The organism is Shewanella sp. SNU WT4 (assembly GCF_006494715.1).
Taxonomy (GTDB): Bacteria; Pseudomonadota; Gammaproteobacteria; order Enterobacterales; family Shewanellaceae; genus Shewanella.
In genome coordinates this window covers 2,632,782-2,654,661 of sequence record NZ_CP041151.1, presented here as the reverse complement: position 1 = coordinate 2,654,661, position 21,880 = coordinate 2,632,782, and the positions used below count along the sequence as shown (strand labels likewise).

The window sequence follows — 21,880 nt, the reverse complement described above, 5'->3', positions numbered from 1 at the left end:
TATCAGGACTTAATGAGGTAGATACTAACCGAACTACAGCATATTTTCATCAAGACAAACGCTAACTGGGGTATTTCTACACTAATGTTTTTGCCAATATCTGATACACTTGGCCAAATTTATTGGAAATTTAGTTCAGGTTGATAGCATTTGCGGTCTAATTGACCAAACATGATGCATGACAACCCGCCATTGGGATCACTAGATGTCTGTTACATTACCGGATTTTCGTATCGCTGAACCCTTGCTCTCGCAAGTTCTCATGATTCTTGACCAACAAATTGACCCTTATCTTAATCAAGGTTTTGTGGCGGCTAACATGGTCACGCGGCTTGCTTTAGCAGGGAAAAGATTACAGTTGGGCTTAGTCTACCGTTATCCTTGTCAAAGCAGTTATCAGCAACGCGTGATGAGTTTAACTAAGGCGTTAGCTGTACTGGATGAAATCGATGAAGTGGAATGTGAGATTGATTTCCAAGTGCCAGCCTATGCTCAGGCGCCAGATTCCAATTTAAAACAGATAAAGCAAATTATTGCAGTAGCTTCAGGCAAAGGTGGCGTTGGTAAATCGACGACAGCCGTTAACTTGGCCTTAGCCTTAGCCAGTGAAGGCGCTAAGGTCGGGATTTTGGATGCCGATATTTATGGGCCATCTATTCCGCTCATGCTTGGAGTGACCTCCTTTAGACCGCAGTCTGCCGATGGTAAATCGATGACGGCGGCAACGGCGCATGGCATTACGGCGCAGTCGATAGGCTTTATGCTGGTGGACGACCAAGCTGCCGTGTGGCGTGGTCCGATGGCAGCTGGAGCGTTAATTCAATTAGTGAATGATACTTTATGGCCTGAGTTAGACTACTTGGTCATAGATTTACCACCAGGAACGGGTGATATTCAGTTAACATTATCGCAAAAGGTGCCAGTGAGTGGCGCCGTGGTGGTGACCACCCCACAAGATGTTGCCTTAATGGATGCCAAAAAAGGCATCACTATGTTTCAAAAGGTGAATATTCCAGTATTAGGGGTAGTGGAAAATATGAGTTTCCATGTTTGCTCTGAATGTGGTCACAAAGATCATCCATTCGGCGCCGACGGCGGCAGTGAGATAGCTAAGCGCTATAACTTACCGTTGCTAGGATCTATGCCACTACAGCTAACGTTAAGAGAATCCATGGACAAAGGCACACCAATTATGGTGGCTAACCCTGACAGTGATGTCGCCGGAATTTACCGGGAAATCGCCCGCAAAGTGGGGGCGAGCCTTGCGACATTGCAACGTCAAGCGCAGGTTTCAATCAGTGTTGAAGATGATGAGTAAAGGGTAAAGTATGAATTCGTCGCAGTGTGTCATTATCGCAATTGCTGGGGCATCAGCCTCTGGTAAGAGTCTTATTGCCAATACCATTTATAAAGAGTTATGTCGTGACTTAGGCACCGATCAAATCGGTGTGATCAATGAAGATGCTTATTATCGTGATCAAGGTCATTTGTCGATGGACCAGCGCGTAAAGACCAACTATGACCATCCTAAAGCGTTAGATCATGAGTTATTGTGTCAACACTTAACCGCGCTTAAAGCGGGCCAAGCCGTTGATGTTCCTGTGTATTCTTACACTGAGCATACACGTTTACCGCAAGTGATGACCATGACCCCTAAAAAGGTCATTATTTTGGAAGGTATTTTATTACTGACTGACCCATGTTTGCGTCAACTGATGGATGCGAGTGTATTTATGGACACTCCACTGGATATTTGTTTCTTACGTCGCTTAACTCGCGATGTTGAAGAACGCGGCCGCACCATGGAATCTGTCATTGACCAATACAAAAAGACAGTACGTCCAATGTTTTTACAGTTTATTGAACCGTCAAAGCAATATGCCGATATTATCGTTCCTCGTGGCGGTAAAAACCGTATTGCAACCGACATTTTAAAGGCCAGAATTCAGCATTTATTGGCCCGATAACGACAATCCCTTTGGGAGTGAAAGGCATTATGCGTTTGACCGATATCGAAATTGAACAGGCTTTAGATAATGGTGACATTATTATTGAGCCAAGACCTGCAGCGGATGCAATTAGTGGCGTCAGTGTGGATGTGCGCCTTGGTCATTCGTTTCGAGTATTTAACGCTCATAACGCGCCTTTTATTGATTTAAGCGGTCCGCGGGCTGAGGTTCAGCAAGCTATGGATAGAGTCATGAGCGATCCCATTGATATTGCTCCTGATGCTGCTTTTTTCTTACACCCTGGGGAATTGGCTTTAGCTGTGACTCATGAAAGTGTGACATTGCCTGCGGATATTCTTGGTTGGTTGGATGGTCGTTCATCGTTAGCACGTTTAGGTTTAATGGTGCATGTGACCGCGCATCGCATTGATCCCGGTTGGTCTGGCAAGATAGTGTTGGAATTTTTTAATTCAGGTAAATTGCCGTTGGCGTTACGCCCTAACATGGTGATAGGTGCGCTTAATTTTGAGCGTTTGAATCATGCTGTGGCTCGTCCTTATAATCAGCGCACCAATGCTAAATATAAAGATCAGCAAGATGCTGTCGCCAGCAGGATCAGTCAGGATTAATCATGCTTGAGGATAAGCCTGTAGAGTCCATCTTGGTCGATCGTGCATTGGCCTATGGTGATGGTTTATTTGCAACCATGCGGGTTCTGCACGGGCGAATTTTATGGTTAGCGCAACACTTAGCCCGCTTATCTGATGGGGCTGAACGTTTAGGTTTTACCTTAACCTTTAGTGATGATATTCGTGCGCAGCTTATCCATTTAGCGCAGCAGCCTAGTGGATGCATAAAGCTACATGTGAGTCGTGGTATCGGTGGGCGCGGTTATCAAGCAAGCGCTCATCCGAATCCCATTATCAGAATGAGTTTCCATCCTCTCCCCGAACATTATGATGCCTGGCAAGCAAATGGCATTCGTCTTAGTACTAGCCGTGTGCGTTTAGGTCGTCAGCCATTGTTAGCTGGCATTAAACACTTAAACCGTTTAGAACAAGTCTTGATCAAGCAAGAGCAGCTGCCCGCGGGTGTGGATGATTATTTAGTTTTTGATGACCAAGAGCATTTAATCGAAACCTCCATAGGTAATATTTTCTTAATGATTAACGGCAAGGTGTGTTGCCCGAGTCACGGTCATGCTGGTGTTGCTGGCGTGGCACGCAGCCAAGTCATGTTGGCGTTGCTTAATATGGGCTTTGCGCTTGAAACTCGGCCCATCAGGCGTGCAGAGTTACAGTTAGCTGAGCATGTATTTACCACCAATAGTCTTTTCGGTATTGTCGATATTATTCAAATCGATCAACTTAATTTTTGCCGTTTTGAGGCAACTCAACGGCTCAGACAACAGATCTTATGCTAAAAAAAATAATGATAGGTATTTTGGCGGGCACGTTATCGCTGACATTGATAGGGCTTATTGGTAGTTACTGGGCTTATAACCAAGTGCATCAATATTTAGCTCAGACGTTGATAGTTAAGGCCCCGCAAGAACTAGTGGTTAGCGCTGGCAGTAATTTAACCAGTTTAGATTATGAACTGCGCACTAATGGGTTACTGCGCGGCGCAACGTGGCCGATTAAAGTCGCAGTGAGACTCGATCCCGCGTTAGCTTTAGTAAAATCAGGCGTTTATGAAATCACGCCAGACATGCGTTTAAGTCAACTCATTACTAAATTAAACCGCGGTGAGCAAAAGCGCTTTAGTGTGAGCTTAATTGATGGCCAAGCATTAAAACAGTGGCAGCAAACTTTAGCTGAGAGTCGCCTGACGGTAGGCGAATCACCATTCCAGGCGGTATTAACTAAGGCCAAGGATACTCGTAGTCCTGAAGGTTTATTTTATCCAGATACTTATCACTACAGTGCTGGCGATAATGCCGAAATAATTTTGGAGCAAAGTTATCATAAGATGCAGCAAGTGTTAGACAACGCTTGGGCTAATCGTGACGCCGATTTACCGTTAACTTCGCCTTATGAATTGCTGACGTTGGCCTCCATTATCGAAAAAGAAACGGCTAAGGCCAGTGAGCGCGAGTGGATAGCTGCGGTATTTGCAAACCGTTTAAAATTAGGGATGCGTTTACAAACGGATCCTACGGTCATTTATGGCATGGGTGATAACTATCAGGGCAATATTACTCGCAAAGACTTACGAGAAAAAACCGCCTATAACACCTATCGCATTGATGGTTTACCACCAACGCCAATTGCCGCACCGAGTGAAGCGTCCTTATTGGCCGCCGCTAATCCTGCGGATGTCGACTATTTATATTTCGTGTCTCGTAATGATGGCAGTCATGTGTTTTCTAAAACCTTGGCTGAACATAACCGAGCTGTTAACGAATATCAGAGAAAGAAATGAACCAAACTGCCGCAAAATTTGTCGTGATTGAAGGATTAGAAGGCGCAGGTAAAACCAGCGCCATCGCTTTAGTGAAAGACGTGATTACCCAGATTGCTGGTCAAGAGCCAGTATGTACCCGTGAGCCTGGTGGCACGCCGCTGGCTGAAAAAATGCGCGAGCTGGTGAAAGAGGCTCACCCAAACGACCCCTTATGTGATGAAGCCGAATGCTTATTGCTGTATGCTGCGCGCGCGCAATTAATTGCCAATGTCATACGCCCTGCGTTAGCACAAGGTCAATGGGTGCTGGGGGATCGACATAATTTATCATCCCTGGCTTATCAAGGCGGTGGTCGCGGTTTAATGCCGTTAGTTAAGGCCATTAGCGATGTCACTTTAGGTGATTTTCGCCCTGATTTAACCCTATATCTTGATATCGACCCAGAACTCGGTTTAGCGCGCGCCGCTAAACGTGGCGCGTTAGATAGAATCGAGCAGCAGGCCATAGCCTTTTTTCAGCGGGCTCGCGCTACTTATCTTGAATTAGCCGCAGCAGACCCAAGCATAATAGTTATTGATGCCAGTCAAGAGATAGCCTCAGTGCATAAAGATATTCGCCGCGCACTAGAGCAGCATTTATGCTAACGCCAATGTTGCCTTGGTGTCAGCCAGCGTTGGTATCGTTAAGTGCTGCGAAACAACAAGGCAAGTTACCGCATGCGTTGCTGTTAGGACTTGATGCCGGCTTTGGTGCTGAAGAGTTAATGCGTCACATTGCGCAAATGGCGTTGTGCACTAATGTACAAGCGTCAGGGGCCTGCGGACAATGCAAAAGCTGTCAGTTACAACAGGCCGGTAATCATCCTGATTTTTATGAAATCTATGCCGATGGCAATCAGATTAAAGTCGATCAGATTCGAGGATTATGTCAAAGCCTAACGCAAACGGCGCAGCAAGCAGGTTTTCGGGTCGCGATTATTTTTGCTTGCGAGCGTATGAATACCGCGGCTGCCAATGCTTTGCTTAAAACCTTAGAAGAGCCAGGTGCGCAGACATTGTTACTGCTGCAAACCAATCGTATTGGTCAGCTATTGCCAACCATTCGCAGTCGTTGTCAGCGCGTTTTGGTGCAAGAGCCTAATCGTCAGCAAGTGCGTGATTGGTTATCTGAAAATATGACGCTTGATAGCGATCCTTGCTGGTGTTTGCCCATAGTTGGCGGGCCGCTAGCATTAGCACAAGCGCTAACCGATGGTCGTTACCAGCAATTGCTGAGTTTGCGCCAAGGCTGGCAGCAAGCACTGTCACACGGGCATATCAATGCGACTTTGCAAGGCATCATAGATAAGCACATGCTGGATGCTATTGGCGTTTTTTATTTGGTGATACGCCAAAGCTTACTTAAAAACCAACAACTGACTCTGGTACAACGCGCAGCGCTTGCTGAACTTGCAGGCCGATTAATGCGCATTAATCAGCAACTATTGTCTATGCCGACCATTAATTCACTCGCCTTATGCCAAGACTTTGTCCTAGAATACAAGAAGGTAATGGATTACTAGGAGCAAGCATGCTCGATTTGTCAGCGAATTTTGAATCGCGAGAACAAGCTTATAAGGCATATATGCCTTTTATTAAACCCATGGGTTTGTTTTTCGAAACAAAAGTGATTTATGGTTTAGGTGATAGGCTGACAGTCAGTTATCGTTTACCAGGCAACCCTCAAATCTACGAAAGCCCTGGCGTAGTGGTATGGATTAATCCGATTGGCGCTTCGGGCGGGCGTCCTACTGGTGTGGGAATTAAACTTCTGCATAATGCCGAAATGCATAAACATAATTTTGATACTTTATTATCAATCGACCTTGGTAGTAGCCAATTGACCTCAACCATGTAGCTCAGTAGACTTGCGGCCGTCCCTTTACGTTATATTAGGTATTGCTGTGCTTATCGATTCCCATTGCCATTTAGATCGCCTGAAAACGGCTCCTGATCAGGCAAGTCTTGCCAAATTACTTAACGATGCCAAAGCCCGTGGCGTTGATTATTTTCTTTGTGTCAATGTTCGCCAACAAGGCTTTGAACAAATGTGTCAACGAGTTCAAGACTTTGACAATGTATTCTTATCTTGTGGTGTCCATCCTTTAGATGTTAAAGATGGATTAGATGTCGCTACTATGATGCCTAATGCACTATTACCTAAAGTTGTGGCCATAGGTGAGACAGGCTTAGATTACTTTTATGCCGATGATACTAAAGCCATACAACAGCAATGTTTTGAGCAACAAGTTGCGTTAGCGGTGGAAGTGAATAAGCCCTTGATTGTCCACACTCGTGACGCAAGAGCTGACACTTTAGCGATTTTACGCCAAGGTAATGCTGATAAAGTCGGTGGGGTATTGCATTGCTTCACAGAAGATTGGGACATGGCGAAAGCTGCGTTAGATCTAGGTTTTTATATTTCAGTGTCTGGCATAGTGACATTCAAAAATGCCGGCGATTTACGTACGGTTATTCGTAAAATCCCTAAAGATAGATTGTTGGTTGAAACTGATGCTCCTTATTTAGCCCCAGTGCCACATCGTGGCCAAGAAAATCAGCCTGCCTTTGTGCGTGATGTTGCTGAGTTTGTGGCTGAATTAAGAGGGGAGTCTTATCAAGAGTTGGCGGCAAATACCACCAACAACTTCTTCAATTTGTTCTCTCAAGCGGCAAAGTTAGTCGGTCGCTAAAAGCGAAATATCTTTGCACACTCCAGATTACTCAAAAAGCACATAAAAAAAGGCCCAAAACTATTCCGGTTGTTTCGGGCCTAGGGGAACGGCTCATTCGGAGCCTTGCGCTATCGGTACTAAACGAATGTCTTCATCAAGAATAACTTGAGTGTAGTCATCAATTTTGATAGTGACAAATATAAGTGGAAAATATCGTTACTAAAATATTTCTCCAATTTATCGGCCAATTCAGCTAATTATGTTAGCAAGAATAGTCACCTTATCTTTGACTAATTCTCGCGGCAATTGATTTTTAAGCTTGGTTTTAATCATTTTGCCTAAGCCTAAGGGGCGACTTTCAAAGCATACAATGACTTCACCCTGCGGACTCTTGTTATCAATTACGTCAAAATGAACATCGCGACCCATTAAATATTGCTGTGCTTGCTCAGCGTTAATATTAATAATTCGGCTTAAGTCATTGGCTAAGGTCATCACTGCTTCATATCTTGGCTTATAGCCAGATTTAATGGCATCGGCGAGTTTAATACCCATACGCTGAAAACGCATTTTACCAATAAAGTCTTCAGCGCCTTCTGGAAACAACCAAAACTCGTCATCGCGCATCCATAGGCTATCTTGCTTGGATAGGCTAATACCTAATTGTTGGCTAAAGTATTGGCAAAGTGGCTCAAAGGCTTTGGCATTAATAGGTGTAAATGGAAAGTTCTTTTGACGTTTAGGTTCAGGTAATACGCGCTTGACGCTGATTTTTTTACGGATTTTAGCGACAAAAAAACCTTCACTGTCGTAAATTTGCGGCCAAACGTGTAAAAAGCCTTCTTCTGTTAAGGATCTATCCGCGCCATCAAATAAATCAATTAACGAAACAAATTCAACCGCATCGGGATATTTTTGCTTAAGTAAGTGACAAACATCCTGATTTTCATGGCGATTAAGAGTACAGGTTGAATAAACCAATTCGGCACCGGGTTTTAGAGCCAAAAATGCCGATTCTATTAATGCCAATTGAGTCTCAGCAATCGCCATCACATCTGCTAAATCCCAGTTTTTTAATGCGTCGGGATCTTTGCGAATGGTGCCTTCACCGCCACAAGGCGCATCAATCAATACCGCATCAAAGTGCTCAAATAGATATTCACCAAATACTCGGCCATCAAAGTGAGTAAGTAAGGCATTCGACACGCCTATACGGGTAATATTGGCTGCTAATACTTTCACGCGGCTAGATGAATACTCGTTGGCTACCAAGATACCCTCATTGGCCATTAACGCGGCCAACTGGGTCGTCTTTGAGCCTGGGGCTGCTGCCATATCTAGTACTTTGGCGTGATTTTCAATAGCTTGTTTGAGCGCCGTCGGCGGCAACATTGAGCTGGCTTCTTGGATATAAAACCAACCCGCCTGATGTTCAATTGAATTGCCTAAGGCATCATCGTCTTGGCCTGTGATCCAAAATCCGGTTTCAGACCAAGGTATGGGTTCAAATTGCCAGCCTTTTGCCTGCATATGCGTGATAAAATCATCACAGTCTATTTTTAGACTATTGACACGAATTGCTCGTCTAAGCGGCCGACCACAGTAATCAACAAGCTCATCTAAGGTAAGATGGGGTGGAAGATGAGCCGAAATGTGATTGATAAAATTCTGATTTAATTGAACCATAAGTAAATTTATAAAAAAATGCTGGCGTGATTATATCATGCTCTATTGGCTTTGCTGGGGATTTGATAGTGTTAAACCGATTATGGTTATTTTTCTTTACGGTTTCGGCTATGGCCATTGTGTGGCAGCTTTTTCAAGGTCAATACCAGGTCTTGGCCAATGTCACCGAAGCCATGTTTAAGAGCGCTGAACTCGCCGCCACCATTTGCTTAGGATTAGTGGGCATCTTGTCATTTTGGATGGGCATGATGCGAATAGGCGAGAAAGGGGGCATGACAGCTGCCATTGCTAAAATCACTGAACCCTTATTAGGCAAATTAATGCCAGACGTGCCAAAAGGTCATCCTGCCTTTGGTAGTGTGACCATGAATCTGACGGCAAACTTTTTAGGGTTAGACAATGCCGCGACGCCTTTAGGCCTAAAGGCGATGGAAGACTTACAAAGTCTTAATCCAACCAAACATATTGCCACTAATGCACAAATACTTTTTTTAGTACTAAATACTTCATCCATTACCTTAGTACCAGTAAGCGTATTTTTATATCGCGCTCAACAAGGCGCGGCCAATCCTGCAGATATATTTCTACCCATTTTATTAGCCACGACTTGTTCAACCTTGGTGGGTGTCTTAACGGTGGCAATTGTTCAGCGCTTACCATTATTGACAGGTATGGCATTAATGTACGCTGGACTGTTATTTGCCAGCGGGGGCGCAGCGGTTGCTTATTTGCTCACGTTAAGTGCCGACGCTTTAGGCACAGCGTCGTCTATTTTAGGTAATGGCGTGTTAGTTGGGCTTATTTTTGCGTTTGTTTTAGTTGGCGCGTGGCGCAAAGTCGCGATTTATGATGAATTTATTGAAGGTGCCAAATTAGGTTTTAATCAAGCGGTAGCGCTAATTCCTTACTTACTCGCCATGTTATTGGCAATTGCATTACTACGCGCATCTGGCGTATTAGAGTTATTTCTACAGGGCTTAACTGTGGTTGTGACTGGGCTTGGTATGGATACGCGTTTTATTGATGCTATGCCAACGGCCATAATGAAACCATTAAGCGGCTCTGGTGCTCGCGCTATGATGCTCGAAACTATGCAGCAATATGGGGTGGATTCTTTTGCTGGTCGGTTGGCGGCAATTATCCAAGGCAGTACCGAAACCACATTTTATGTGTTAGCGGTATATTTTGGTTCTGTCGGGATCCGTAATGGCCGCCACGCATTAAGCTGTGGCTTAATAGCGGATGCTGCAGGCATTACAGCGGCGATAATTGTGTGCTATTGGTTTTATGGCTAGTGAGTTTAATGGGGTAAATTCGGCGGCTATACCGAGTCATTAGTTTGAGTTACAGCGGCATAATTTTGATCCAATCAATGACTAGCACCTGAGGCTTATGAGGTAAGGTTCCCGTCCACGCCATATGGCGCAGGCCAATGTTAAGTTCGCTTGGGCTCGATGGTATTTGTCCTTCAAAGCCACCTTGGCGTACGCCATCAATGAAATATTCGATTTTTTCTGGATACCAATCCAGTTGATATTCATGAAACTTCCCATCGCGATGGGAAATGGCTTGGGCTTTACTATTCATGATTGGCTGGTTGATGGCGCGCTGCGCCACGTCAGAAGTGAGTTTGGCGCGATTCCATACATTCATACGTACATCGGTAACATCCGCAGCAATTGCAGATGACGATTGCAGGTTTTTATCTTGTCTTTGCTTGCCATAGACCTCATCAAAACCTGTGATCTCTAAATCAATTTCATCCAATAATTGTCCTTGTTCGGAATAAGTAAAAATAAAGCTGGCAACACCTTCAAGTACCATATTTTTGGCGCGAATGGTTATACGTTGCCCTGGACTTAAGTGGTTAATGATCAGCATTTGAAATGGCCAAGTAATATCAGGTTCAGGCAAATTATCGGCGGCATTGATATGCAGGTAGGCATAACCATCACCAGGAATGATATCAGACCATTCATTAACCTCTGCCAATTGCGCTCGATAGTGCCATTCTATGCCTTGATGCTTGGGTTGCCCTGCTTGATTAAAATCTTCAAATACTTGTATGCCTGACGACTTATTCGCAGGGTTAATATTCTCATTGATGTTGGCGTCTGCACCAACATCACTGTTAAAGCCAGCCATAAGTACTAATCCCGCTAGTGTAGATAAGTGCACGTTACTGCTCCAGCCAAGGTTGATGTTTTCAAAATCTAATCGTTAAGAGTCTGTCTCACTATAGGCGTAACTCATCAACGGTAGCATCTTTCCGCTAAAGGCCGATACCAAGATTTGTTCGCGTAAAAAGTCAGTGTCAATTTGTTGACGCGGGCGCAACATTTGCGTAACATGTTTGTGTGGGTGCAACTTGATTTGAAATTATCAGAGCTGTACTGCTTAGTGTTATGAATATCTGCTGAATGGATTCATCTTGGCCTGAAGGATTAGTTAAATCTCGGGTTGAGTTGACTCTCGTCTGTATTTTCATCCCGTATATAGCCAAGTATTTTGTTAACTATCAGAACCTTGTGGTTAATTTAATTCATTATTTATATTGGGATACTTTTTTATGAACAAACTGTTTTTGGGAACCTTAATCTCAGGAATGATGGCGAGTTCTGTTGCCTATGCGGCGGACCCTCTCACCTGTATTGGTGATATGTACGGGGTGAACAATCGTGGCGCTGCAAAATTATTTAAATTAAATCAATCTTTCACCGCTGTGGATTCAAGTGTTGTCAGTTTAGGTAATTCTGCAGCGTTAGCTTATTCTTCTAATGAACACCGTCTTTATTATGTCACCTTGGCTAAGCCTAATGGGGTAAGTAGTTTAGTGTATGTGGACTTAGATGACGGTAGTCATCATGTTGTCGGTAATACTCAGCATGTTTTTAGATTAACTTTTTCACCAGATGGCCAAACTCTTTATGGATCGAAAGGCAAAGATTTATATACCTTTAATACTGATACGGCAGAAGCCACACATTTAGGTAAACTGTCAGGTTTCCCATTAAATGTAGATACGCAAATGGGCGATATTGCCTTTGTGGATAATCAATTATATCTGGTCAGTAAAAAACGCATTTTTACCGTTAACTTAACAGATTTAACTGTGACCACGTTCGCCGAGCATGGGATACATCATGTGAATGGTGCAGAGTTTGGCGGCGCTGGCAAATTGATTTTATCAAGAACCTTACAGGATAAGTCCAAGATATTTGAGTATGACCTTGCCAGTAAATCAAAACGCGAATTATCAACAGTTAATGCGCGTTTAAACGATCTTGCTCTTGATACTAGTGTCTGTGAGGTTGCTCCCGTCATCAGCGTCTCCTCGATTACGGCTAATAAGTCACAAGTGGATGAGGGCGATGTTGTTGATTACACAGTTAGCTTAACGGGTCAAACGACGGCGGAGCAAGGATTGAATATTGCTTTTGCTGCCAATGGCACTAAATCCAAAGTTGATTTTAGTAGCTTACTATCGGTAAGTTATGATGGTGGTATCACCTGGACTGAGGTTGTTGATGCTAATCGCTCTGCGACCTTGTTATTACCAATAGGTACCAGCGCAGTCACTTTCCGAGCTCTGACCTTGGTTGATGGCCGAGATCCGGACGAGCAAATGGAGTTACAAGCATGGATGAATTTAGATCAAAGCGATCTTGATAGTGCAGTAACAACATTAATTGATAGAAGTAAGGATCCGAGCTTAGACGGTCAGTATATTAAACTGATGACCACAGCTGTTCCTACTATGGTTGAAGGCCAATATACTGAAAGTAAAATTGAACTGATTAGAACCACAGATAGGCATACGCCTATGCATATTCAGTTTATTAATCAAACGGCCAAAAAGGCTGAAGACATCAATCAATTAGTTACAGTGTCTTATTCTGCGGCTGATGCAGATTATCGCTATGATTTAGATTTACTCGATTTTAAAGTGCTTAATTTGCCGGTAGGGGTTAGTGAGCTAACGGTTCGCTATCAAGCGCTTAATGATGATGTAGTCGATTGCAAAGAAAACTTTTCTTTTGCATCTTGGATAGTGGGGCGCGGTGTTGATTATTTTAAAGATGAAGTGACCATCACTGACCCATCCAGTCAATGTATTGTTGATCCTGAAGAAACCGGTTTCACCTTAAATGCTATTAGCGATAACGTAAATGAAGGTGAAACAGCAAAATTTGAGCTTGTGCTTGATAAAGAGTTAAACAGTGATGCGACCGTCACTGTATCTGCGGTTCCCGGAAGCGCCAATACAGAGGACTATACGCTTGCTACCTATGATCTGATCATTCCTAAAGGTGAAGTATCGGCATTCATTGAGATCCCAACTCTGGATGATAATGAATTTGAACCTCAAGAAAGCTTTACCCTTAATGTGGCGGGCAAAACTAATACCTCTGGTTCACAAAGCGCAGCTGTCTATATCACAGATAATGATCCCGAACCCGCAGTTGGCTTTACGGTTGAGGCAATAGCCGACAACGTTACCGAGGGTGAACCTGCTAAGTTTACTATTCATCTAGAGAAAGCTTTATCAAGTGATGCCACAGTTAACGTCAGCGTAGTCGCGGGTAGTGCAACAGCGAGTGACTACAACTTCGCTAATACTGAATATAAAATAATGGCAGGTGAAACGTCAGTGGCTGTGACTATCCCGACCATTGATGACAATCAGTATGAAGGAACTGAAAGTTTCACTATGAAAGTCAATGCTGGCGTTAATACTAAAGGTGAAACCAGCAATAACGCTAATATCTTAGACAATGAAATCACCCCTATCGATCAATTACGTCAAGCTGCTGCTACCTCACAAGTCAATTGGGAAGGCAGTCACGGATGCTGTAATGGACAATATATCCGCGGTATTAAGGGACATTTCGCAGGTATGCCTTATGGAACCGTGATTAGGTTTTACATCGGGGGCTCGCTACACGCCACACATACCTATAACGGTCAATATACTATCTATGCGGTGGACTCACAGCATGCCCCTTGGATTAATAATGGTACTGCGGCATGGGCGACTGCGACTTATAATGGCACTACAGTGAATGTACGCGGTGCTCATCGAGTGCAGTATGGAAGTAATCCTTGGGTTGATTGCTCCAACGGTTGCTATTAATAACCGCATTACAATGTAATAAATGACACAAAAGCCTGCAAATTGCAGGCTTTTATTTTCGATAATGGCTTAGTGTTGGCTAGGTTGCCAGCTTGACCATTGTGGCTCGGCTTTATCGTACAAAGGTAAACTATCACCGGATTGCAGTTGATTTTGGGATTGGGTCGATTGTTCAGTCGCCAATGCTATGCCGCCAGCAATGAGCGATTCAAGGGATGATGTGGCAATTTGTGCCCCTGAAAACAGGCCAACATCCATGTTAAAACCTGATATGTCATAAAAGCGACTGCTGCGATTAACCATGGAGCGATAGGCTTCATTGATTTCAATAAAGATATTGACGCTTTGACCATTATTGGCCAGTTCAAATCCTGCCACTTTGCCGACAGCAACACCGCGATAAAAAATACCTGTGCCTTGGTTAATGGAACCGAGATGATTACGCACTAAGGTCAGCCTAAGTGAATCTTCTGGGGTATTGGCATAAATTTGGCCTTGTATTTCACCTTTAAAATGCTGGCTGAGCTTAGCATCGTTACCTGGGGTCACGCTGATATAAGCGCCAGTAATTAAGGTTTCTGGCGCTTTAATGCCACGCAGTGAAATTTGCGCATCTACTATGACATATTGGCTATTGTGGCTTTTAAATTGTTTTGCATATTTACCATCAAGATAAACACTTGCCTCAATGGTTTGTAAGTCTTGGCTTAAATTCACTTGCTCGACTGCGCCAATCCGATAACCTTGATAGCGCACCTCCGCACCAGCTTTTAAGCGCCCATCGGCAGGGAAGGTGATAGCGATTAACTCTGCTTGCGCTAACGCTAAATCTTGATTTTGATAAAGAGCTAATGCTTTATTGAGTCTAGGATGCTTGAGACGGCCTAAGGAAAGGCTGCCTTCGACTAGCCCGCCTAATGGCGCTACATCAACATTTATGCCTTGTAAATTAGCCGCCACCGCAATGGCGCTATTTTGCCAAAATACACTGCGTTCATCGATAAGATCACTAAACTGCTTATCTATGCCAAGGTTAATAGTAAATGAATCATCCGCTTGCCACGTCACCGCGGTAACCTCACCTATGGTCATTTTTTTATAGAAGACTTTACTACCAGTGCTTAGGCCTGCGGCATTAGTGGCGATTAATTTTACGCTTGTTTGCTGCGCGCTTAGCTTAGCTTTTTCGGCCGCGGCAACACTCGGATATAGCTTGATATGAGCGCCAGAGGCTAAAGGCTTAGCCTTTACAGATACCAATTCTAACGCGCCAGTTAGCGCATTACTTATATCGCCGGTGTCAACTTGAATACCACTAAGTGAGGCAGTCACAGCCACTAATGGCCGCGGCACTAAGTAACTCGCTTGAGTAAACAATGCTTGATATTGCGCTTGCACTTGTACGCGGTAATTTACTTGACTAAAGTCGCGACTGAGCTCTACGCCCGTGACAGCACCGATAGTGAAGTTTTTATATTGCAGCGGCGCGCCAATGTTAATATCAAGATTGGACGGACTGGTAGCAGCTAATTCAAACTGCTTATCTTGAGCAAGCTCTGGCGCATTGGCCAATAAGGGAAAATGTAGCTGCGTGTTGTGCTTAGCCGGATTTTTTTGATGTTCAGATTGAGCTACGCTGCCACTGCTTGGAATTAATATAATATTATCGCCAGTAAGCAGACGTGATGCATGTTTAATCCCTGAGAGTGATACTTCGGCGCCCGCTAAATAAAATTGACTGTCTGGCCCTAATAAGTGCTGATAATCAGTAAAAATGCGGGCGTGCAATTTAATGCCATCTTTAACTAACTCACGTCCTGTGATATCACCAACGGCCAGTCCTAAATATTGAATAATTGTGCCGTTATGTACTTGATCTGCTTGGGCTATATCTAAGGTAAACTCTTGACCGCCACGGGCCTTATCTTCAGTAGGATAAAGCGTAAAGGTCTGTTTGTCTGAAACTTTATCTAATTCACCAGTGCTGAAGCTAATGCCCCCCGCTAATATCGCGGCAATGCTTTCACTTTGCACTTTAAGTCCAGTGAGTGATGCATCAACACTAATACCTGAGACATTCCAAAAGCGTGAGTCGGTTCTTACGAGGTCTGCATATTTTTCTTTGACGAAAATGGTAAATGCTATTTTCTCAGCGTCGACTAAGCGGTAGTTAACCACGCTGCCCACAGGAATTTGGCGATAAAACACTGAAGAACCCACATCAAGGGATCCTAATTTATCGGCCACTAAGTGGATAATTTTGCCTTCTTTACCTGGTAATATCGGCGGCGCTTCGGCCACCGCGGTAAATTCAGTGCTGGCTTTGCCTTTTCCTGGAAAGATGGCAATGTAGTTGCCCGAAAATAAGGTGTCTAAACCTTCGATGCCGGTAATAGAAGCTTTAGGAGTCACTAACCAAAAATCGGTATGTTCAGTTAAAATTGCTTCTGAGCGTGAATCCATTAATATCTTTACTTCAACGCCTTGCAGGTTTTTATCTATGGCGATATCAGTTACTTTTCCTACAGTTAGGCCTTCATAACGAACTAAAGTTTTACCGACATCTATGCCAGTCGCGTTCGGGAAATGCACCTGAATTTCAATCCCAGATTGACGTATGCTTTGTACGCCAAGCCAAGTGGCTAGCGCTAAGGCCACTAATGGCAATAACCAAATGGGAGAGAACAGCTTCTTTTTAACTATTTTCGGTGGTTGCACTTGCTTCATTGTGTATATCCAGTCGATCCCAGAGTAAACGCGTGTCTAAAACCTTGGCAGAAAGTTGGGTTAGCAAAATAACTAATGCAAACGCGGTCGCCGCAGGGCCAGGTTGCGCATCCAGTAATTGCCCCATGTTGACCAAGGCAACGGTAAGTGAAATAACAAAAAGGTCTAGCATCGACCATCGACCTATCCATTCAATAATATGAAATCCTTTCATCAATAATGTTTTAGGTAACGGTAATCTAAAAGTGATGGCGCTCAGGTAAATAGCAAGACCAATAATCTTGAGCCAAGGAACCGCAATACTGGCTGTGAAAACTATGATGGCAATTGGCCATAAATCTTGATGCACTAAATGACGAATGCCAGTAAAAATGGTGTCGTAGGCAATACGTCCCTGATTAGTCACTATGGTAATAGGGTAGATATTGGCCGGCACTAATAAAATGGCCGCAGTAATCAACAAGGCCCAGCTTTGTTGCAGGCTTGAATAGCGCCTAAAACTAAGTTCAGCACCACAGCGCTGGCAATTACCATTGCTAATACGATTACTTTTCTTACACACTGGGCATAAGCACAGTTCAATATCTTGGCCTTGGAGCTGTTTACTCATCGAGGTAACTCCACATATGCTCAAGATCATATTCACGCATCAAGAATAATACTGAAAGAAACAACATGGTAAAACAAAAGGTGCCTAGATCGAAATGAATGTCAGCAAAATCAGACAATTGAAATGCAGTCACTAAAAAGCTGATAACATAAATTTCTAACATGCTTAATTGCGATAGTAAGCTTTGCTGCTGCAACAAGCATTTAAGTAACCATTTACCAATACGGGTATTAAGGGCGTATTTGACAATAAGGATTTGCAATAAAATCGATAAAATTAATAAGCCAGGGCCGACCACTGCGGCCACTAATACGGCCAAGCCTACAATAGGAAATCCTTGGGAAGCGACAGCAAGAGCGCCTTCGATAACAGTCGTAGTACGATAAGAGCCTAAAAACTGTAAATCTAATACTGGCAGCATATTAGCAGGAGCAAACAGAATAATCGCCGTCAAGCATAGGGCAAGCATGCCATTAATCGAGCAGTAAGGGGTATGGTACAGCGCTGTGTGACACCGCGGGCATAAAGCTCTCACTCCCGAAGGCAGCGCTCGCTTTTGCACGGCTAAATCACATGAACCACATAACACCATGGCATCAGAGTGACGCCGTATGTAATGACGGCTTCGGTGGTGGTTCGCAGATTCAGGCTTATCCATAGGCTTAAATACTTCATTTCCTGAGATAACAACACAGTTAAGTGGTGAATTATGTCAGCATTTTAGCCATTTGGGTTAAAAAAATTCGGCAGATGATTGAATCATAATCATCACTATGAGAAGCTAATGACTGTATAAATAAACAGTGAGGTTGTTTCATGGCGGTGATTACGCAATTTGTCGTGGTAAGAGAAGGGGTAGAGAAGATGACATTCACATCGAAAAAAGAAGCCGATGCTTTTGATAAGATGCTGGATATCACTGAGCTGCTCAATCGCTTTATCGACAAGGCAGAGCTTGGTTTAAGCGAAGAAGTGACCGAAAAATTATCCTTCTACTTGGCTACCAATAAGGATGAGGTCAATGGCATACTCAAGGGCATTAGTCCGGTAGAAACTAAGGTAACACCTAAAACTAAAGCTAAAACGGCGAAGGTGGTTGCTGAGTCTAATTCATAAGAGTTAACTACATAACTCGTTACATATTTACAAGGCGTACTATGGAATCGATTTGTTATAACCAGTTAAATCGTCAGCTCACAGCGATATTGGATGGCGAGCACGATGTTATTGCCTGCTTGGCCAATATGTCAGCCTTGTTAAATGAGTCACTGCCTGGAATTAACTGGGTGGGTTTCTATCTGCGCCAAGGTGATGAATTAGTATTAGGTCCATTTCAAGGTAAAGTCGCTTGTACCCGTATTCCTTGGGGCAAAGGTGTATGCGGCACAGCTGCAGCACTTGATAGTGTGCAACGGGTAGCCAATGTACATGAGTTTAGTGGCCATATTAGCTGCGATAGCGCCAGTAATGCCGAAATTGTGCTGCCAATCCATTATCAACAACAAGTTTTTGCGGTACTTGATATTGATAGCCCTGAGTTTGAGCGATTTAGTGAGCTTGATCAGCTAGGGTTGACATTATTAGTCGAAACTTTGGAGCAACATCTGAATATTTCGCCTATTTGATGAATCTATGACCGCTTTGATGTAAAACAGGGTCGCTTTCGCTGTCATCCGCTTTATAATAGGCAGCAGCAGTAGCGGTAAACATTAAAAGTTTTAGATTGTTGCCGCTCAATGAATCATTTGGGCTTGAGTCTTGCCGCTTTTATGGGTTAACTTGAGCTCAAGTAATTGATATTGAATGTATGGCGTTTGGCTTTTAGCCTAACATAAGATGAACAACCCAGTCGCATTATGCGAATTTGGGGTCCTTAATAAAATCGTGGAAGTAATGATGGAATCAACAGATAAGTTGACCGACACCAATGCCATTTTGGCGTATTTATATGAAACATTTCCTTTGTGCTTTATCGCCGAGGGTGAAGCTAAGCCTCTAAAAATCGGATTGTTTCAAGATTTGGCAGAAAGGTTGGCTGATGATTCTAAAGTCAGTAAAACACAGTTAAGGGCGGCTCTGAGACGCTATACTAGTAGCTGGCGTTACCTGAAAGCAATCAAGTTAGGTGCGGTACGTGTCGATTTAGATGGCAATGCTTGTGGTGAGTTAGAGCAAGAGCATATTGATCATGCTCAAGCCACTTTAAAAGAAAGCCAAGATCGTGCTAAAGAAAAGCGTTTAGCTCAAGCTAAAGCTAAAAAGGAAGAAGCTAAGCCTGCGCGTAAGCCTCGCCCTAAAACAGTTAAGCCTGTTGTTAGCAAGCCAAAAACTGAGCGTCCAGTGAAGGTTGAAAAGCCATTCGTACCAGCCCAGTTAAGCGAATTAAAGCCAAAACAACGCGTTAATGTCAAATTAGGAATGGTCCCTGTTGCAGGTGTTATCATCGACATTAATAAACAGGATGTACAAGTTCAGCTGGATTCAGGAATGACCATTAAGGTTCGTTCTGAGCACGTCTCGCTGTAACCTATAGCTAAGGAGTAACTTGTTGATGCGAAAAATGTCACTAGCCGTGTCGATAGCCACTGCGTTAATTGGTTTTTCGGCCTGGGCTATTCCCCCAGTAATTCAAGTCAGCGAGTTACCCGAGCTCCAGCAAGAGCCACAACATAAAGTGGCGAGTAAACGAGTTACGGATCTTTACAGTCGCTCTCATTATCACCGTTTTCAACTGGATAATGCTTTTTCTGAGCAAATCTTTAACCGTTACTTAAAGCAACTCGACTTCGGTCAAAATGTGTTGCTACAAAGCGATGTGGACAAGTTTAGTCCTTACGCGCAACAATTCGATGATATGTTAATGTCGGGTGATTTGGCCCCTGCATTCAACATGTACTCAATCACACAGCAACGTCGTTATGAGCGTTTTGTGTATGCCTTATCATTACTCGACACTGAAATGAAATTTGATGTTGCGGGTGATACTTATCTTTACGATCGTGAAGATGCGCCTTGGGCAAAAACTCAAGCAGAGTTAGATGAGCAATGGCGTCAACGCGTTAAATATGATGCGCTCAATCTTAAGCTCACAGGCAAGAATTGGCCTGAAATTGTCGACATTCTGTCGAAGCGTTACAACAATGCCATCAAACGTTTATCACAAACTCAAAGTGAAGATGTCTTCCAAGGGTTAATGAATGCGTTTTCACGCGCTGTAGAACCTCATACTAGCTATTTATCACCTCGCAACGCTGAGCGTTTCCAAATGGAAATGAACTTAAGCCTTGAAGGTATTGGCGCCGTGTTACAAATGACTGATGATTATACTGTGATTAAGTCATTAGTCGCGGGTGGTCCTGCGGCTAGCAGCGCTAAGTTAGCGCCAGAAGATAAAATCGTGGGTGTTGGCCAAGAAGGTGAAGAAATAGTTGATGTTATTGGCTGGCGTTTAGATGATGTAGTTGAACTAATTAAAGGTCCTAAGGGCTCAAAAGTTAAGTTACAAATCTTGCCGCAAAAAGGCGGCTCAAATGCCAAGACCTATGAAATTACTTTAGTTCGTGACAAGGTGCGATTAGAAGATAGAGCCGCATCGTCTGAAGTCATCGTGCCGAAAGATGGCGCTTATGCTAATCGTAAAATTGGTGTCATTGCTATTCCTGGCTTTTACATGAATTTATCGCAAGATGTTGCCAAAGAACTGCAAAAATTAACGGCAGACAAAGTCGAAGGTATCATCATAGATTTGCGTGGTAATGGCGGCGGAGCATTAACCGAAGCAACCTTACTGACGGGTTTATTTATTGATATGGGCCCTGTGGTTCAAATCCGTGATGCCAGTGGCCAAGTTACGCCTAACCAAGATACCGATGGCAAGACCTATTATGATGGCCCACTGACAGTCATGGTTGATCGCTATAGTGCCTCAGCTTCTGAGATTTTTGCTGCCGCGTTACAAGATTATGGCCGCGCTTTAATTGTGGGCGAATCCACTTTTGGTAAAGGCACAGTGCAGCAGCATAAGAGCCTAGGCCGAATTTACGATTTGTATGAAAAGCCAGTGGGTCATGTGCAGTACACCATAGCTAAATTTTATCGCATTAATGGCGGTAGTACTCAGCTTAAGGGCGTAACCCCAAACATTGCGTTCCCTTCTGCGTTAGAACCCGGTGAGTTTGGTGAAGCGGAAGAAGATAATGCCTTGCCTTGGGATAGTGTGCCAGTCGCACAATATTCAAGTGTGGATTTAGTGCCACCAACATTGGTGACAGCGTTAGATGTTAAGCATCAACAACGAATTGCCAAAGATCCTGAGTTTGCCTATATCTATGCGGACATTGCTGATTTTAAATTGCATCACAATGAAAAAACTGTGTCTCTAGTGGAGAGTGAGCGAATTGCTTCTCGTGAAAAAGACGAGCAAAAAAGCTTAGATAGAACCAATGCTCGCCGCAAGTTACAAGGGCTGGCACCTTTAGCTAGCATGGACGATGACAAGGAGGATGCGGCAGAATTACCCGATCCATTCCTTGATGAAACCGTCTTTATTACCTTAGACATGGTTGATGCCGAGAGCTTAACTAAGCAGGCGAGCAAATAAATATTTTTACAGTCAAAAACGCGCTAAAGGCGCGTTTTTTTATGGTTTAAAAGTT

The 21,880-nt window shown here is 43.7% G+C and carries 20 protein-coding genes; 15 read left to right on the top strand and 5 right to left on the bottom strand.

The features are described 5' to 3' along the window. Window positions 1–205 precede the first annotated feature (205 nt). Genes apbC through FJQ87_RS11845 form a run of 9 tightly spaced genes read left to right on the top strand, consistent with a single transcriptional unit; the run spans window position 206 to window position 7,086 of the window. Window positions 206–1,318: an iron-sulfur cluster carrier protein ApbC gene (apbC, locus tag FJQ87_RS11885; RefSeq protein ID WP_140932811.1), complete on the top strand. Its 1,113-nt coding sequence runs from the start codon at window positions 206–208 to the stop codon at window positions 1,316–1,318. Between the two features lie 10 nt (window positions 1,319–1,328). Continuing rightward, window positions 1,329–1,967: a uridine kinase gene (gene udk, locus FJQ87_RS11880; protein WP_140932810.1), complete on the top strand. Its 639-nt coding sequence runs from the start codon at window positions 1,329–1,331 to the stop codon at window positions 1,965–1,967. Window positions 1,968–1,996: 29 nt separating this feature from the next. Continuing rightward, on the top strand, window positions 1,997–2,578 hold the full coding sequence (dcd, locus tag FJQ87_RS11875; protein WP_140934097.1) for a dCTP deaminase: 582 nt from the start codon (window positions 1,997–1,999) through the stop codon (window positions 2,576–2,578). Between the two features lie 2 nt (window positions 2,579–2,580). Beyond that, window positions 2,581–3,372 (top strand): aminodeoxychorismate lyase, encoded by a 792-nt coding sequence (pabC, locus tag FJQ87_RS11870; protein WP_140932809.1) that lies wholly within the window; start codon window positions 2,581–2,583, stop codon window positions 3,370–3,372. Further along, the gene (gene mltG / locus FJQ87_RS11865; RefSeq protein WP_140932808.1) at window positions 3,366–4,373 is read left to right on the top strand and encodes an endolytic transglycosylase MltG; all 1,008 of its coding nucleotides are present in this window, start codon (window positions 3,366–3,368) and stop codon (window positions 4,371–4,373) included. The genes pabC and mltG overlap by 7 nt, the downstream gene beginning before the upstream one ends. Continuing rightward, the gene (tmk, locus tag FJQ87_RS11860; protein ID WP_140932807.1) at window positions 4,370–4,999 is read left to right on the top strand and encodes a dTMP kinase; all 630 of its coding nucleotides are present in this window, start codon (window positions 4,370–4,372) and stop codon (window positions 4,997–4,999) included. The genes mltG and tmk overlap by 4 nt, the downstream gene beginning before the upstream one ends. Further along, window positions 4,993–5,916 (top strand): DNA polymerase III subunit delta', encoded by a 924-nt coding sequence (holB, locus tag FJQ87_RS11855; protein WP_240778709.1) that lies wholly within the window; start codon window positions 4,993–4,995, stop codon window positions 5,914–5,916. Before tmk ends, holB begins: the two co-directional genes overlap by 7 nt. Before the next feature lie 8 nt (window positions 5,917–5,924). Beyond that, window positions 5,925–6,251: a PilZ domain-containing protein gene (locus FJQ87_RS11850; protein WP_140932806.1), complete on the top strand. Its 327-nt coding sequence runs from the start codon at window positions 5,925–5,927 to the stop codon at window positions 6,249–6,251. A gap of 46 nt (window positions 6,252–6,297) precedes the next feature. Continuing rightward, on the top strand, window positions 6,298–7,086 hold the full coding sequence (locus FJQ87_RS11845) for a YchF/TatD family DNA exonuclease (RefSeq protein WP_140932805.1): 789 nt from the start codon (window positions 6,298–6,300) through the stop codon (window positions 7,084–7,086). Between the two features lie 231 nt (window positions 7,087–7,317). Here FJQ87_RS11845 and rsmF read toward each other — a convergent pair whose 3' ends face one another. Then, on the bottom strand, window positions 7,318–8,754 hold the full coding sequence (gene rsmF / locus FJQ87_RS11840) for a 16S rRNA (cytosine(1407)-C(5))-methyltransferase RsmF (RefSeq protein WP_140932804.1): 1,437 nt from the start codon (window positions 8,752–8,754) through the stop codon (window positions 7,318–7,320). Window positions 8,755–8,822: 68 nt separating this feature from the next. Between rsmF and FJQ87_RS11835 the strand changes: the two genes are divergently transcribed. Beyond that, the gene (locus FJQ87_RS11835; protein ID WP_140932803.1) at window positions 8,823–10,049 is read left to right on the top strand and encodes a nucleoside recognition domain-containing protein; all 1,227 of its coding nucleotides are present in this window, start codon (window positions 8,823–8,825) and stop codon (window positions 10,047–10,049) included. Window positions 10,050–10,098: 49 nt separating this feature from the next. Here FJQ87_RS11835 and FJQ87_RS11830 read toward each other — a convergent pair whose 3' ends face one another. Continuing rightward, window positions 10,099–10,899, bottom strand: coding sequence for a glycoside hydrolase family 16 protein (locus FJQ87_RS11830; RefSeq protein ID WP_140932802.1), 801 nt, complete (start codon window positions 10,897–10,899; stop codon window positions 10,099–10,101). 424 nt (window positions 10,900–11,323) lie between these two features. On the opposite strand from FJQ87_RS11830, the gene FJQ87_RS11825 reads away from it, so the two are divergent. Beyond that, on the top strand, window positions 11,324–13,888 hold the full coding sequence (locus FJQ87_RS11825) for a Calx-beta domain-containing protein (RefSeq protein ID WP_140932801.1): 2,565 nt from the start codon (window positions 11,324–11,326) through the stop codon (window positions 13,886–13,888). 69 nt (window positions 13,889–13,957) lie between these two features. Here the strand turns inward: FJQ87_RS11825 and FJQ87_RS11820 are convergent, their stop codons facing one another. The 3 genes from FJQ87_RS11820 to FJQ87_RS11810 are packed head-to-tail and all read right to left on the bottom strand — an operon-like array spanning window position 13,958 to window position 17,817. Further along, on the bottom strand, window positions 13,958–16,615 hold the full coding sequence (locus FJQ87_RS11820) for an MlaD family protein (RefSeq protein WP_140932800.1): 2,658 nt from the start codon (window positions 16,613–16,615) through the stop codon (window positions 13,958–13,960). Then, window positions 16,584–17,225 (bottom strand): paraquat-inducible protein A, encoded by a 642-nt coding sequence (locus FJQ87_RS11815; RefSeq protein WP_168195187.1) that lies wholly within the window; start codon window positions 17,223–17,225, stop codon window positions 16,584–16,586. Before FJQ87_RS11815 ends, FJQ87_RS11820 begins: the two co-directional genes overlap by 32 nt. Further along, window positions 17,218–17,817 carry a paraquat-inducible protein A gene (locus FJQ87_RS11810; protein WP_168195248.1) on the bottom strand — a complete coding sequence of 200 codons (600 nt, stop codon included), beginning with the start codon at window positions 17,815–17,817 and terminating at the stop codon, window positions 17,218–17,220. The genes FJQ87_RS11815 and FJQ87_RS11810 overlap by 8 nt, the downstream gene beginning before the upstream one ends. 224 nt (window positions 17,818–18,041) lie before the next feature. On the opposite strand from FJQ87_RS11810, the gene FJQ87_RS11805 reads away from it, so the two are divergent. The 4 genes from FJQ87_RS11805 to prc all read left to right on the top strand — a co-directional run bounded on the left by FJQ87_RS11805 (window position 18,042) and on the right by prc (window position 21,825). Continuing rightward, a complete protein-coding gene (locus FJQ87_RS11805; RefSeq protein WP_140932797.1) occupies window positions 18,042–18,341 on the top strand; it encodes a YebG family protein in 300 nt (99 codons plus the stop codon). A gap of 41 nt (window positions 18,342–18,382) precedes the next feature. After that, window positions 18,383–18,850 (top strand): GAF domain-containing protein, encoded by a 468-nt coding sequence (locus FJQ87_RS11800; RefSeq protein WP_140932796.1) that lies wholly within the window; start codon window positions 18,383–18,385, stop codon window positions 18,848–18,850. Between the two features lie 271 nt (window positions 18,851–19,121). After that, a complete protein-coding gene (gene proQ / locus FJQ87_RS11795) occupies window positions 19,122–19,751 on the top strand; it encodes an RNA chaperone ProQ (protein WP_140934095.1) in 630 nt (209 codons plus the stop codon). 25 nt (window positions 19,752–19,776) lie between these two features. Then, window positions 19,777–21,825, top strand: coding sequence for a carboxy terminal-processing peptidase (prc, locus tag FJQ87_RS11790; protein WP_168195186.1), 2,049 nt, complete (start codon window positions 19,777–19,779; stop codon window positions 21,823–21,825). The last annotated feature ends 55 nt before the right edge of the window (window positions 21,826–21,880 follow it).

Coding starts and splice junctions, on each gene's coding strand:
- apbC (WP_140932811.1), top strand. CDS start 206: ATGTCTGTTACATTACCGGATTTTCGTATCGCTGAACCCTTGCTCTCG.
- udk (WP_140932810.1), top strand. CDS start 1,329: ATGAATTCGTCGCAGTGTGTCATTATCGCAATTGCTGGGGCATCAGCC.
- dcd (WP_140934097.1), top strand. CDS start 1,997: ATGCGTTTGACCGATATCGAAATTGAACAGGCTTTAGATAATGGTGAC.
- pabC (WP_140932809.1), top strand. CDS start 2,581: ATGCTTGAGGATAAGCCTGTAGAGTCCATCTTGGTCGATCGTGCATTG.
- mltG (WP_140932808.1), top strand. CDS start 3,366: ATGCTAAAAAAAATAATGATAGGTATTTTGGCGGGCACGTTATCGCTG.
- tmk (WP_140932807.1), top strand. CDS start 4,370: ATGAACCAAACTGCCGCAAAATTTGTCGTGATTGAAGGATTAGAAGGC.
- holB (WP_240778709.1), top strand. CDS start 4,993: ATGCTAACGCCAATGTTGCCTTGGTGTCAGCCAGCGTTGGTATCGTTA.
- FJQ87_RS11850 (WP_140932806.1), top strand. CDS start 5,925: ATGCTCGATTTGTCAGCGAATTTTGAATCGCGAGAACAAGCTTATAAG.
- rsmF (WP_140932804.1), bottom strand. CDS start 8,754: ATGGTTCAATTAAATCAGAATTTTATCAATCACATTTCGGCTCATCTT.
- FJQ87_RS11830 (WP_140932802.1), bottom strand. CDS start 10,899: ATGGCTGGCTTTAACAGTGATGTTGGTGCAGACGCCAACATCAATGAG.
- FJQ87_RS11825 (WP_140932801.1), top strand. CDS start 11,324: ATGAACAAACTGTTTTTGGGAACCTTAATCTCAGGAATGATGGCGAGT.
- FJQ87_RS11820 (WP_140932800.1), bottom strand. CDS start 16,615: ATGAAGCAAGTGCAACCACCGAAAATAGTTAAAAAGAAGCTGTTCTCT.
- FJQ87_RS11815 (WP_168195187.1), bottom strand. CDS start 17,225: ATGAGTAAACAGCTCCAAGGCCAAGATATTGAACTGTGCTTATGCCCA.
- FJQ87_RS11810 (WP_168195248.1), bottom strand. CDS start 17,817: ATGGTGTTATGTGGTTCATGTGATTTAGCCGTGCAAAAGCGAGCGCTG.
- FJQ87_RS11805 (WP_140932797.1), top strand. CDS start 18,042: ATGGCGGTGATTACGCAATTTGTCGTGGTAAGAGAAGGGGTAGAGAAG.
- FJQ87_RS11800 (WP_140932796.1), top strand. CDS start 18,383: ATGGAATCGATTTGTTATAACCAGTTAAATCGTCAGCTCACAGCGATA.
- proQ (WP_140934095.1), top strand. CDS start 19,122: ATGGAATCAACAGATAAGTTGACCGACACCAATGCCATTTTGGCGTAT.
- prc (WP_168195186.1), top strand. CDS start 19,777: ATGCGAAAAATGTCACTAGCCGTGTCGATAGCCACTGCGTTAATTGGT.